This window comes from Sorangium sp. So ce362 (assembly GCF_051519845.1).
Classification (GTDB): Bacteria; Myxococcota_A; Polyangia; order Polyangiales; family Polyangiaceae; genus Sorangium.
In genome coordinates this window covers 3,773,964-3,786,710 of record NZ_CP150332.1, presented here as the reverse complement: position 1 = coordinate 3,786,710, position 12,747 = coordinate 3,773,964, and the positions used below count along the sequence as shown (strand labels likewise).

The following is a 12,747-nucleotide window of genomic DNA, read 5'->3' as shown; positions in this document are numbered from 1 at the left end:
GAGCGCGTCACCGCTGCTTCACGAGGGCGCCGGCGTCGCGCAGGATCGCGGGGATCCCCTCGTCGTTCGCCTCGTAATAGCCGCGGATCACGCCCTCCTGGTCGACCAGCACCAGGCGCTCGCCATGGAAGATGCTGAAGATGCCAGGGCTCGACTCCGTCTTTCCCATCGCGATCTTGAAGCCCTTGAGGATCGTCGACTCTATCTGATCGAGAGGGCCTGTCAGGAACGTCCAGCGCTCGAGCGGGAGCTCCTGCGACGCCGCGTAGGCCGCGAGCACCTCCGGCGTGTCGTTCTCCGGGTCGACGGTGAACGTCACGAGGTGCAGCGCGTCACCGAGATCGCGCCCTCGCTGGTCGATCTCCTTCATGCGCTGCGTGAGCTTGGGACAGACGGTCGGGCAGGTCGTGAAGATGAAGTCGGCGATCCACACCCGGCCCCGGAGCTGCTCCAGGCCGAACCGCTGACCCCGCTGATCCGTCAGCTCGAAGGCCGGCAGGGGGATGCGGATCGCGGGCGGCTCCGCGGCGTGGCCGCGGACCGCGCGGTCGACGAGGAAGGGCACGACGAGCCCGACCAGCGCGACGAGCGCGATCCAGAAGAGCGGCCTGCCGATGAGCGCCCCGCGCCGAGGCCCCGGCGCGGGGCCGCGGCCTGCCGGAAGCAGCTCGTCGGTCGGTTCCGCGGTCGGAGGAGCGCCGTTCGCCGGGCGCGTCGGCTCCATTGAAACCATCCGAGGACGCTTAAGGGCCGCTCCCTGGCGCGTCAAGGCGGCGGGGCGCCGCTCAGGCGCCGATCATCAGCGCGGCGAAGAGGAGCACCAGATACACCATCGAGGCGAAGAAGACCCGTCGTGCCCAGGGGGCGCCGGTGCCCGGCCGGAGGCCGCTGACGCCGAGCCCGAAGAAGGCACCGCCGAGCAGGACCGCGGCGCCGAGGTAGACGGGGCCCGCCACGCCGAGCGGGAAGAGGAGCACCGAGGCCAGCACGAGCAGCGCGAGATAGCCGACGATGTGGAGCCGCGTTGTGCGATCTCCCTTCTCCAGGGGCAGCACCTTGAGCCCCGCGCGCCGGTACTCGTCCTGACGGAAGAGCGCGATGGCCAGGAAATGCGGGATCTGCCAGAGAAACATGACCGCGAAGAGCATGAAGCCGGGCGCATCGATCTGCCCGGTGACGCTCGTCCACCCGAGCAGCGGCGGGATGGCGCCGGGGATCGCCCCGATCGGCAGCGAGAGCGTCGTCCTGCGCTTGAGCGGGGTGTAGACGAGCACGTAGCTGAGCAGCGCCAGCGCGGCGAGCGCGCCCGTGACGGCGTTCACCCCGAGGAACAGCAGCAGAAGCGACGTGGCCGAGAGCGCGATCCCGAACCAGAGCGCCACCTCCGGCGCGAGCCGCCGCGCCGGCAAGGGGCGGCTCCGCGTCCGATCCATCAGCCGATCGGTGTCGCGCTCGATGTACATGTTGAGCACATTGGCGCCCGACACGACGAGGACCGTCCCGAGCAGCGCCAGCGCGAGCTGGGTCACAGGCACGGCCGCGCGGTCGACCCCCTGTCCGCCCAGCCCGACGCGGAGGTAGCGGCTCGCGACCCACATGCCGCCGAGCATCGTGGCGGCCACCATCCTCGTGATGCGCGGCTTGGTGAGGCTCACGAGATCGGCCGCTACCTGGAGCAGCGGGCGTGCGCTCGTGGGAAGCGCGCAGTCGTCGCCTCCAGAAGGCTCGGCCTGGCGGATGTAAGGGACCGGGGCCCGCTCCGTGGCCTGCTCGGCGCTCATGGTCACGCGCGCACCTCGCCGCCGTGACCGGCGCTCGCGCCGCGCGCCCGCGCGACGTCTCCAGAGACCCCTGTAGGCGGGATAGCCAGGCCGGAAAACGACGTCATCGCCTGAGCGCGGGTGGCGGGGGAGAACAGCATCTGGGCCGGGACACTAGCGCGCGCAACGCGGCTCGGGGAGTCGAGTTCGTCCGTTGCCGCCGCTTCCCTTTAGGGCACGAGTCGCCGTGCGGCAACCGTCGCGGCGCGCCCGTCCGCCTTCTTCTTCACGTCGAGCGAGCTTCTTCGCGTCGAGCGCGGCAGGGAGGGTCGTTCCTCCGCGCTGCTCGCCGCCGGCCGAGCGGCCCCGGGCGCGCCGCCGCCTGCGGCGGGCGCCGCCAGGGACCTCACCAAAGGCCCTTGAGCTCGTCCTTGTTTTCCGCCGGCTCAGGCTCGGTGCCGGCGTACGTGAACGTGACCTGGGCGGGCTCGTCGTCCGCGACCGTGACATCGGCCGTCTTCAGCCCATAGCGGGAGTGCCACGCCTCGAGCTTGTACTTGCCGGCAGGGACCTTCTCGATCGTGAAGGAGCCGTCATCGCCGCTCACGGCAAAGAACGGGTGATCCGTCACCACGACAAAGCCGCGCATCCACGGGTGGATGTCGCAGGTGAGCTTGATGATGCCGTCGTTCCACGTCTTCGTGAGCGGATCGGCGCCCCTCGGCTGCGCCTGGTTGAACAGCGTCTCAGAGCCCTTGTAGGAGTGCACGTTGTGCAGCGTCCGGTCGCTGTTCTTGATGTCGACCTGCTGCCCGGAGACCACGCCCTGGACGCGCGGCTCATACATGCAGTCCTTCTGGTCGATCACGGCGTGGGCATCGGGCGCCTTCCAGCTGCCCTGCACGCCCCCGACCGTGATGCGGACGAAGGTGTCCTTGAGCTTGCCGTCGTTGACGACGACGGCGTCGTACACGACGTCCTTGTCCTGGCAGATCGGGGCGTCCTTGCGCGCGGCCGGGACCTTCATCTCGACCGGCTTGCCGGTGAGCTTGACGACCCCCTTGATCGTCCCCTTGCCCTCGGGCGCGGCCGCCTGTCCCGTCGTCTTCGGCGCATCAGCCGCCTGCGGCGCCGCGCTGGGCTTCTCGGCCGAGGCCGCCGGCGCGACGGCCGTGGACGTCGCCGCCGCGCCGCCGGCGGGCCTCGCGGGCTCCTCGGGGCACCCGGCGCCGAGCGTCAGCGCGGCGAGCGCGAGAGCGGACAGCGAGACGAGATCGCGACGATGCATGAGGACTCTCCCGTGCCCCGCGGCGCGCCTCGCGAGCCCGGGTCGCGCCCCGCCGGGCCCGGTGAAGGAGAGACCGGCGGGACCGGAGGGCTCCCGCACCGCGCCCCGGCGGCGAGCAGCAGGTGGAACGCTGCGCGCGGATCGTCCGCGCGGCGAGGGCGTGCTTAACGAGTGTCGTCGCTCGCGTCAACCTGACGCGCCCCCGGTGATGTCCGGTTTTCCGGCGCCCGGGAGGCGCTCGCTGTGCCCTCGCGCTCGGTCGCGAGCACGGCCGCCCAGAAGCCGCGCTCGTCGCGCGCGGCGAGCGCGACGCAGAGGGCGGCGATCACCAGCGACAGCGCGTTGAGCGGCACCTCCGGGGCGCTGCGCGCGACGAGCAGCAGCGCGAGCGCGCCGCCCAGGACCGGCAGCCGCGGCGGCGCGATGAGCGCGAGCGCGACGACCACCACCGAGAGCGCGGCGGCGAACAGCTGCATCGAGAGCGGCACGACCGGAGCGGGGCGCGTGAGCAGCCGGTCGAGCGCGCGGCGGATGAGCGCCTCGAGCATCGACGCGTCGTCGGCGGCGCCCGCGAGCGCCGCGCGGGTGACGAGCAGCGACGAGGCGAGCGCCGCGAGCGAGAGCGGGCTGACGAGGCGCGGCCGCGGCTGCTCGGCGTCGCGCGGTCGCGCCTCGCGGCGCGCGCCGAGCGCGACCGTCGCCACGAGGACGGCCAGCGCGTCGAGCGCGAACGCGGCCGTCGCCACGGAGCTCGTCGCGCTGGCGAGCGCCTTCGAGCCGCGGTCGTTCGCCACGACGGCGAGGAGGACGCCGGTGAGCCGCACGAGCGCGGAGGCGCCGACGAGCCCGAGCGCCGCCGCGACCGGCCGCATGAACGGGACGCGGAGCGCCTCCCAGGCGCTGCCGAGCGCGAGGATCGCCGCGCTCACGCCGATCAGCGCGGCGGAGAGGTCGGGCACGCGCCGCGCGGTCGCGTGCAGGACGACGAGGATGACGAAGCTGCCCGCGACGATCGCCGCGATCCTCAGCGCGTACGGGACGCGGCTCCGCACGACCGCGCCGATCAGCGCCATCGCGATCACGATCGCGCCGATCGCGAAGAGCTGCGATGCGCCGGCGCCGGCGAGCTCGACCGCGTGCGCGGCGCGCTCGATGCCCACCGCCAGGCCGACCATCGCGGGCGCGAGCATGCGGCCGAGGAGCATCGCGAGCAGGGCGAGCACGGCGAGCGGCCGGATCAGCCGGAGCACGGGCAGGCCGGCGAGCGGCGGGCGCTCGGCGGCGGACGACCGCCGTTCGGCGGGCGGAGCGTCGCCGCCGTCCTCGCGACGGGGCGAGCCGGCGGCGTCCGGTGCGGCGGAGGGAGGAGGGGCTTCGGGGGGAAGATCGATGTTGAGGAGCATGAAGAAGAGCGCCCGTCGCTCAGCCCTTGTCCCAGGCGCGGGGAGCGTCCAGATCGGTGAAGACCGCAGCGGTCGCCGAGGCGTCGATCAGGTCCTGCATCCGCTGACCGCCGGCCTCCTCGACGATGCGGTCGTCGTACTCATCCGCGAGCACCGACAGGTCCCGGAGGGCGACAAGGATCTCGTCGGCGTCGAGCGTCTCGCCGCCGAGGAGCGTGTGAACGATGACCACACACGAACCCTGCGCGACGTAGCCGAAGGCGCCGAAGCGGATGCGCGCGTTCAGGCGGAGCAGCTTCATCGCGAGATCCGGCGTCATCTCGACGCCGCGGGCGAGCTGCGCGACGAGGCGCACGAGCGCGCGATCCGGCGCCCAGGGCAGGACATGAAGGTACACGTACGCGGTCCCCTGGCGGACGACGTAGAACTGCGGCTCGATCCGGGTGAACGCCGGGGAATCCGCGAGCGCCGCCTCGATGCGCGCGATGGTCACTTGAACGGCCGCGTCGGAATCCTTCGACATGCCGCCGAGAATACATCGCCGCGGTCCCTGTGCAGAGCCGGGACCTAACGCCGGAGCGGGAGCAGCGGTCCAGGCGGCGCCCGCATCTGCTCGTCGCCCGGGACGGGCCGCGGCGCCCTGCGCACCGGCGCCGGCTCGACCGGGGCGGCATCGGACGGCGCCTTCAGCAGGAAGGGCCGCGCGTTGCGGGTGGAGCAGGCGTCGTACGGATCCCGGTGGAACTCCCAGTGCAGGTACACGTTGCCGTCGGGCGAGACGATCGCGTCCGGCGCCTTTCCGAACGGTGACGCGCGGTGCACCGAGTTGAGCGCGACCATGTCGAACGCCGTCATCCCGCTCGGCCTCGTGACCCCGAGGCGCACGATGCTGCCGCTGTCCTTGTTCAGCACGATCTCCAGGTGCGTCACCCGGTTCTGGTTGAACGCGTGCCCCGAGTGCAGGCTCTCGAGCGACGCCAGGAACTCCTCCGCGAAGATCGGGTGGAGCCGGTTGTGGATCATGTTGATGTACGTCGCGAACGGCACCCGCGCGGCGTTGAGGGACGTCTGGTTGCCAGGCTTGACCGAGGGGTCGTAGTTCTCGATCGCGGCGCGCCACTTCTTCCACTTGTCCGTCGTCTCCCACGAGCCCCGGTGCGCGCTCTTGCGGGACGCGCCGTCCGAAGCCCGTTCCGCCCTGAGCTTCTCGTTGCCCACGGCCGCCTGCACGCCGGCCATGTTCAGGTTGAGGTTGGGCCCGCCGGGGAGCCCTGGAGCGCCGAGGCCGATCGAGCCGACGCGGACCGGGCTCTGGTAGGGCTGCGGCGTCGCCTTCTTTCCGGCGACGCGGCTCTTGCCGTCGCCGCCCGGGTTCGCCGGGTTGAGGGTGTAGCCCGCGCGCGGGTTGTCGACGACCTCGGGCGACGCCGGCCCGGAGCCGCCCGCGGCGCCCTTCTCCGGCGCCGGCACGCCGGGGGCCGCCTGCGCCACGCGACCGCCGCCGCTCGCGCCCGGGACGCTCGCGGGCGGCGCCGATCGAGCGGCCTGCGCTGCCTGCGCCGGGGACGCCGGGCTGTGGTGCTCCGCGCTCTCGCTGTCGGGGCTCTTCTCGCCGGGCGCGTTCTTCTCGTTGCCGGCGCGCTCCTCGCTGTGGCCGCTGTGATCGTGGTCGCTGTCGCCGACCGTGTCCTTCGGCCCCCTCGGGCCGGTCGGGCTCCCGGGCGTCGGCGTGGGATCGTCCTGATCCTTCGAGCGGATCTGCGCCATGGTCTCCTCGGCGACCTTGTTGGCGTCGTCCGCGATCCGGTCCGCCTCGGGGTTGTCCTCCTGGTCCTTCTCGACGTGCTGGCGGACGGCGATCCGCCGATCCGCCGGCGGCAGCGGCGGCGGCGGCACCGGCTGGACCGGCACGACCTTGGTCACCTCTTCCTTGGGCGGCTCCGGCTTCGGCGGCGTGGGCGGAGGCGCCTTCGCCTGGCGCGGCGGCTCCGGCTTCGGCGGCTTCTTCTTCTCCGCCTTGGCCGGCTCGGGCTCCTGCTGCGGATCGGTCGGCGCGTCCTTGTCCGGGTCGCCGTCCGGCGATCGCTCCGGCGGCGCGAGCGGGGCGGGAGGCGGCGTCGTCGCCATGCCGTCGGTCAGCACCTCGAACGTCGTATCGCCCGGACGGAGGCCCTCCCGCACCGCGTGGACCATCCGGCGGAGCTGCGCCCGGTCCTCGATGACCTGCGCCACCTCGACCGCGCCCCCGCCGCCCGCCATGTGCGCCACGATCGCCGCGCAGATCCACAGGGCGAGCGGGATGTGGGCGTCGCGCGACATGGTGCTCAGCGCCTCCGCGCTGCAGAGGCCGTACCGCGCGAGGAGGCGCAGCCGGAACAGCAGCGAACGACGGTCACCGGTGGCACCTCCAGACTCCGCGTGAACGATCTGCTCGAACAGTACGTCGATGCGCCAATCGCACCCCGAAAGCGCCTCGAACCTAGCATCCGGGGATCAGCGCAGCAACGGTCGCCGCGCGCCGAGCCCTCGCTTCTGCCGCGTCCGCCGCGCGCCACGTGAAGCGCGCGGCCCGCTGGGAGCAGCCCTGGGCGGCGCGCTCGAGGCGGCGCGTTCGAACCGCCGCCGGCCGTCGACGCTGCGCCCTCGCCGGCGCTGCGATCAGAGCTTGTTGATCGCGTCCCAGTGATCGGCGATCTCCTGCGCCGTCCAGACAGCGCCCTCGTCCTTGAACTTTCCGGGGCTCTGAACGACCTTGTAAATGTACATCTGCGCACCGGCGACGGCGAGGACGTTGCCCGTCCGGTCGGCGCACAGGTTGGAGGCGAGGAACAGCGCCGCGGGCGCGACGTGCGCCGGCGTGAGGGTGTCGCCGGCCGACTGGAACATGGGCAGATCCTCGGTCATGCGGGTCTTGGCGATCGGCGCGACCGCATTGACGGTGATCCGCTGCTTCTGCAGCTCGATCGCGGCGGTGCGGGTGAGCCCGTAGATGCCGGCCTTGGCAGCCGCGTAGTTGGCCTGTCCGAAGTTGCCGAGCATCCCCGAGACGCTCGTGGTGTTGACGATCCGCCCCCCCTCGCCCTGCGCGACCATCTGCTTCGCGGCGGCCTGCGTGCACAGGAACGTCCCCTTCAGGTGAACGGTGATGACGGCGTCCCACATCCCCTCATCCATCTTGAGGAGCGTCTTGTCGCGCAGGATCCCCGCGTTGTTCACAAGGATGTCGACCCTGCCGAACGCGTCGACGGCGGTCTTCACGATCCTCGCCGCGCCCTCGGGGGTCGCCACGTTGTCGAAGCTCGGCGCGGCCTGCCCGCCCGCGGCCCGGATCTCCTCGGTGACCTGCGCCGCCAAGGCGTCGCTCGAGCCCGATCCGTCGCGCGCGCCGCCGAGGTCGTTGACGACGACCTTCGCGCCCTCCCGGGCGAAGAGCAGCGCTTCCTCGCGGCCGATCCCGCCGCCGGCTCCCGTGATGATCGCGACCTTTCCGTCGAGCAAGCCCATCGCAGATTCCTCCTGATCCGCGCGCCGGCGCGCCGCGCCGGGCCGTTTTCGGGCGGAGCTTCGCACAGCGGGCCGCGATCCGGGCGCACATTCGTGCGTGCCAGGGGGCGCGCGCTCGTCTGCCTGCCTGCCTGCCCGCCAGTCTGCCCGCGCGGGCTCTTCCGGCCGCGTCCGCGCGCGCTCGCCGCCTGCCCGCGCGCGCGGCTTCTTTGCCCGATCGCGCGCGGCGATGATAACGCCGCATTCGATGCAACTGCCCAGCCGCCTTTCCACGTCGACCCTGGGAGACCTGCTCGGCGCGCTGCACCGCGAGAGGACCACCGGGCTCCTGGAGCTCTGCGAGCTCAGGACGCCGAGCGGCTCCACGGTGCCCGGTCGCCAGCACCGGATCCAGCTCTTCTCCGGCCTGGTGACGGCCGTCGAGACGCCGCTCCGGGTGCCCCGCCTCGGCGAGATCCTCGCGCGGGAGGGCTCGGCGCCCGAGCCGTCGATCCAGCGGCTCGCCGCGCTCGTCGCCGCGCACCGGGGGCGCCGGACCGGCGAGGTGCTCGTGGCCGCGGGGCTCATCCCGGAGAGCGCGGTCGAGCGCGCGCTCCAGATCCAGCTCCGCGCCCGCCTCGAGGCGCTCTTCGCCATCGAGGAGGCGACCATCTGCTTTCACACGGCGAGGCCGCTCGCCGGGGCGCTCCGACAGACCGGCCCGCTCGCGCCGAGCGATTTCCTCCACGGCCGCCCGCGCGCGCGGGACCGTCACCGGCGCGTCGCGGGCGCCGCGCGCGGCGGGCCGTCGAGCGCGCCCCCGCGCGGCGCACCGTCGAGCGCGTCCCCGCGCGCCGTCCGGCTGGACGAGCCGCGCCGCCGGGCGCTCGAGGTGCTCGGTCTGCGCGAGGGCGCGACCGAGGCCGAGATCCGCCGCACCTTCCGCCGCCTGGCCGCGGTCCTGCACCCCGACCGCGGCGCCGCGCAGCCCGGCGAGCGCGCCCAGCGCACCGCGCAGTTCGCCGAGCTCTCGGCCGCCTACCACCTGCTCGTCGCCTGATCGCTAGACCCTGCCCACCAGGCGCTCGACAAGGAACGACGCCACGGTGATCGGCTTCGTGCCGGGGCCGAAGCCGGCGTCGAAGCCGAGCTCGACGGCGAGGTTGTTGTCGATGCGCGGACCGCCGAGGAGCAGGATCACCTTGTCCCGGAAGCCCTGGCGCGCCGCCAGCTCGACGAGCGCCGCCGCGTTCTCCTTGTGGCAGTTCCGCTGCGTGATCACCTGCGACACGAGGATGGCGTCGGCGCCGAGCGCCTTGGCCTTCTCGCAGAGCTCGGCGTTCTCGACCTGCGCGCCGAGGTTGTGGGCGTCGAAGCACTTGAAGCTCTCGAGGCCCTTCTCTCCGGCAAAGCCCTTGTAGTTCAGGATCGCGTCGATCCCCACGGTGTGCGCGTCGCTGCCGGTGCAGGCGCCCACGACGACGATCTTGCGGCCGAGCTTCTTCGCCTGCTCCTCGATCTGGTCGCGCGTGAGCGGCTGGGCCGCGAGCTCCTCCACCTCGATGTCCGAGGTGTCGACACCGTGCTGGGAGTGGCCGTAGACGACGAAATAGGTGTGCTCCCGGCTGACCTGCTCCATGGCCGTGACCAGCGGATCGCGCAGGCCGTGCGCCTCGGCGAAGCGCTTCGCCGCCTCGCGCGCCCGGTCGCCCGGCAGGATGCGCAGGGTGAACGACATCTGGACCATCCCGTCGCCCTCGCGATCGCCATACGCACGCAGGATGTTTCGCTGTGTCATGGAGCCCATGGTGTACATCACTCCGCGGCGGTCCGGTACTGCGCCTCGCCGCCGGCAGGCGGGACTCGCGTGTTTGCCCTGGCAACCGCGCGGGAGCTCGTCCGCGGCGCCGCGGCCGATAGGTCATCGGCGATCCGAAGCGCCACCGTATTCCAGGGCTCTCCTGACGAAATCAGGCATTTCCGCCCAGCTGATGCGCGTGATCACTCGAGCTTCCGTATTCTTCGGGCTCCGGCAGGCAGCAGACGGTGATCGGGTGCGGTGCCCCGCCGAACGGCGTGCAGTCTGGCAACTCGCTCACTTCCCATTCCGCGCTGAGGCTGCCGAGCGCCGGCCCGGGCTCGACGTGCAAGCAGGCGTCCCCCTCGCCGCCGGCCACCTCCGCGGTCCCGATGAGCGCGCTGTCGCTGCACGCGCGGTCCGCATAGGCGCTCACCCGCACCTCGCACCGGCCCGGTGTCGTGGTCACGCAGCTGCACGGCTCGCAGTTTCGAGGGTCGGACAAATCGCGTTCATAGAAGAGGAACCTCTCCGAGAACTGCGGTGGATCGCCCGGTGAGGCAGGCGCCTCGCAGTCCCGGACACCTGGGACCAGCGCGATAGTGCAGTAGCGCCACTCCGGGGGCACATGGGCCTCCTGCTGGTTCACCATGCACGAATCAAGCTTCCTCCCTCGGGGACGCTGATGCCGACGAGCACGTCGCTGACGAGCGAGCCCCCCGCGGACCGTCTCCACGCGCTCCGCATGCGCATCGCTCCTTCCGATCGTCCGGCCTTCTACCAGGTGCCAGCAACGACGACGCCCCCGCCCTGCGCCGCCGCGAGCGAGAAGCCCGTGCCGAGCGCGACGCCCGTCAACGAGGAAAACAGCTCAACTGTCAGGCAATTCTGGTGGTTCGTCCGGAATGCTCCGCCTCCTCTTGCACGGCATCACGGCATGGTGCCGAGCGCCCTCGCGCGCCGGCGGATCACGAAGCTCACCGCCGCGGTCGGGCACATCGCCTGCGGCCCGCTGCAACGCTTGATGCAGGCGTTGCAGCGGGCGACTCGGGGGCCGAGTCGGCTATTTCAAGGCTTGAGACGGCCGACTCGGTGGGCCAGCGGGGCAGATCAAGCCTTGAAAGCGCCGGCTGGGCGGCCGAGTTGGCCATTTCAAGCCTTGAAAGCGCCGACTGGGCGGCCGAGTTGGCCATTTCAAGCCTTGAAGCGGGCGCCAGGGCGCCAGAGAGGGCGATTTCAAGGCGAACGAGGGCTCACCGCCGCGCTGGCAGGCTGCCGCCGCGGCCGCCGGGCGAGCACGGCTGCGGCAAGTCGGGCTGCCTGATCCTCCGGGGGTTGCCCCCTCCTGCCTGGCCTCCTGCCCGATTTTCCGGGGGTCGGCCCCCGTCCGGCCGGGCATCGTGCCCGATCGCGCGGGGTCGCCCGCCGTCCCTCCGGGCCATGGACTACGGCGACGATCGCTCCAGCACCTCGAGGATCGGATTCAGGTAGTCCGGGTGCCGGGCCACGACCCCCGAGTACCCCTTCCCTCCGGTGCGCGTGCGCTTGACGTCGCCGAACGCGCCGCGCCCGATCGCGTCCCAGAGGGTCTCCCGCTCGACCTCGCGCAGGAGCGCGTGCGCCTTGTCGAGGACCTCGCGGGCGCGCGACTCGACGATGCCGCCCGGCTTCCACTGGATCTCGTCGCCGAGGTGCCGCGCCGCCGTGAAGATGTAACGGGCGCTCTTCAGCGAGAGATACCGGTCCATGAGGAGCGGCGTGTGGACGGCCTCGCTGAACATCCCGAGCAGCGCGATCGACTGGCCGGTCGTGATCCCGACCAGGTTGAACATGGCGTCATGGACGTGGCTGTGGAAGATGTCGCCTGTCTTGAACTTCGTGGGCGGCATCCACTTGATCGGGTGCCGATCGAAGATCTGCCGGACGAGCTGGGCCTGGGCGAGCTCGAAGAGGAGGCTGTCCTCGAGCCAGGGGTTGATCTCGAAGGCGTGGCCGAGGCCCATCAGCTCCTCACGGAGGCCCGCGCGCCGGGCGAACGCCTCGTTGATGAACTGCGACGCGAGCACCGTATGGGCCTTCTCGACGGCGTCGGCGGTCGTGAGGTAGTTGTCCTCTCCCGTGTTGATGACGATGCCGCTCCGCGCGATGATCCTGCGGGAGAAGTACTGATCGATGAACGTCCGCTGCATGTTGATGTCGCGGAACAGGATCCCGTACATCGCGTCGTTGAGCAGCATGTCGAGCCGCTCGACCGCCGCCATCCAGGCGATCTCGCTCATGCACAGGCCGGACGAGTAGTTCGTCTGCGCGAGGTAGGTGCCGGTGTCGCGGGTCGCCTCGTCGGCGGCGCGGCGGATGATCCTGAAGTTCTCCTGGGTCGCGTACGTGCCGCCGTACCCCTCGGTGGTCGGCCCCTCCGGGACGTAGTCGAGGAGCGACTGGGCGGTCGCGCGGATCACGGCGACGATGTCGGCGCCGGCGAAGCCGGCGGCCTTGGCCTGGACGGCGTCGTCGTAGATGTTGCCGGTCGCGACGATGACGTACTTGAGCGGCGCCGTGCCGACCCGGTGCGCCGCCTTGTTGGCCTCGCGCTCGTCGCGGGCGCTGTCGATCCGGGCGATCGCCTCCCGCGTCGCCGCCTCGATCGCGCCGCGCGCCTCGGCCGCGGACGGGCCCGGGCCGAAGTCGGCCGCCTCGCTGAACGCCAGCATCTCGGCGGCCTCCTGCACCGAGGCGGCGCCCTCGCAGAGCGCCCGGCCGAGGTGGTACGCGACCCCGCGGCCGACCTGCCCCGCCTTGTGGATGCGATCGACGAGCGCGTTGGCGAGCGGCGTCCCCTCCGCGTCGGCGCCGACCACGCCGTAGGCGCGGGCCACGGTGCGCTCGACGCCGACCGTTGTGTGGCGGTCGATGAAGCGCTGCACCTCGTCGGCGATGTCGGCGGCAAACGCGCGGCACGCCTCCACTTTTTCCTGCTCCACGGGGACAGTCGTCATGGATTTCTCCGGGGCAGGC

11 protein-coding genes are annotated in these 12,747 nt (G+C 72.0%); 1 reads left to right on the top strand and 10 read right to left on the bottom strand.

Translation table 11 applies throughout. The annotated features are described in order from the left end of the window. Positions 1-7: 7 nt before the first annotated feature. The 7 genes from WMF17_RS14920 to WMF17_RS14890 all read right to left on the bottom strand — a co-directional run bounded on the left by WMF17_RS14920 (position 8) and on the right by WMF17_RS14890 (position 7,955). The gene (locus WMF17_RS14920; RefSeq protein WP_437650093.1) at positions 8-724 is read right to left on the bottom strand and encodes an SCO family protein; all 717 of its coding nucleotides are present in this window, start codon (positions 722-724) and stop codon (positions 8-10) included. Positions 725-785: 61 nt separating this feature from the next. Next, on the bottom strand, positions 786-1,781 hold the full coding sequence (gene cyoE, locus WMF17_RS14915; protein ID WP_437651345.1) for a heme o synthase: 996 nt from the start codon (positions 1,779-1,781) through the stop codon (positions 786-788). Between the two features lie 385 nt (positions 1,782-2,166). Continuing rightward, the gene (locus WMF17_RS14910; protein ID WP_437650092.1) at positions 2,167-3,048 is read right to left on the bottom strand and encodes a carboxypeptidase regulatory-like domain-containing protein; all 882 of its coding nucleotides are present in this window, start codon (positions 3,046-3,048) and stop codon (positions 2,167-2,169) included. A 164-nt stretch (positions 3,049-3,212) separates the two neighbouring features. Further along, positions 3,213-4,451, bottom strand: a complete 1,239-nt coding sequence (locus WMF17_RS14905) for a hypothetical protein (RefSeq protein WP_437650090.1) — start codon at positions 4,449-4,451, stop codon at positions 3,213-3,215. A 19-nt stretch (positions 4,452-4,470) separates the two neighbouring features. Continuing rightward, positions 4,471-4,974: a T3SS (YopN, CesT) and YbjN peptide-binding chaperone 1 gene (locus WMF17_RS14900; RefSeq protein ID WP_129575366.1), complete on the bottom strand. Its 504-nt coding sequence runs from the start codon at positions 4,972-4,974 to the stop codon at positions 4,471-4,473. A 44-nt stretch (positions 4,975-5,018) separates the two neighbouring features. Further along, positions 5,019-6,770, bottom strand: coding sequence for a hypothetical protein (locus WMF17_RS14895; RefSeq protein WP_437650088.1), 1,752 nt, complete (start codon positions 6,768-6,770; stop codon positions 5,019-5,021). Between the two features lie 339 nt (positions 6,771-7,109). After that, a complete protein-coding gene (locus WMF17_RS14890) occupies positions 7,110-7,955 on the bottom strand; it encodes an SDR family NAD(P)-dependent oxidoreductase (protein ID WP_437491041.1) in 846 nt (281 codons plus the stop codon). A gap of 247 nt (positions 7,956-8,202) precedes the next feature. Here WMF17_RS14890 and WMF17_RS14885 point away from each other — a divergent pair, with 247 nt between their 5' ends. Then, positions 8,203-8,994 carry a J domain-containing protein gene (locus WMF17_RS14885; RefSeq protein ID WP_437650086.1) on the top strand — a complete coding sequence of 264 codons (792 nt, stop codon included), beginning with the start codon at positions 8,203-8,205 and terminating at the stop codon, positions 8,992-8,994. A 3-nt stretch (positions 8,995-8,997) separates the two neighbouring features. Here WMF17_RS14885 and WMF17_RS14880 read toward each other — a convergent pair whose 3' ends face one another. The 3 genes from WMF17_RS14880 to WMF17_RS14870 form a co-directional block, all read right to left on the bottom strand. Beyond that, a complete protein-coding gene (locus WMF17_RS14880; protein WP_437602721.1) occupies positions 8,998-9,732 on the bottom strand; it encodes an OAM dimerization domain-containing protein in 735 nt (244 codons plus the stop codon). 172 nt (positions 9,733-9,904) lie between these two features. Further along, positions 9,905-10,201, bottom strand: a complete 297-nt coding sequence (locus WMF17_RS14875; RefSeq protein ID WP_437650084.1) for a hypothetical protein — start codon at positions 10,199-10,201, stop codon at positions 9,905-9,907. 976 nt (positions 10,202-11,177) lie between these two features. Further along, on the bottom strand, positions 11,178-12,728 hold the full coding sequence (locus WMF17_RS14870) for a lysine 5,6-aminomutase subunit alpha (RefSeq protein WP_437650082.1): 1,551 nt from the start codon (positions 12,726-12,728) through the stop codon (positions 11,178-11,180). Positions 12,729-12,747 lie beyond the last annotated feature (19 nt).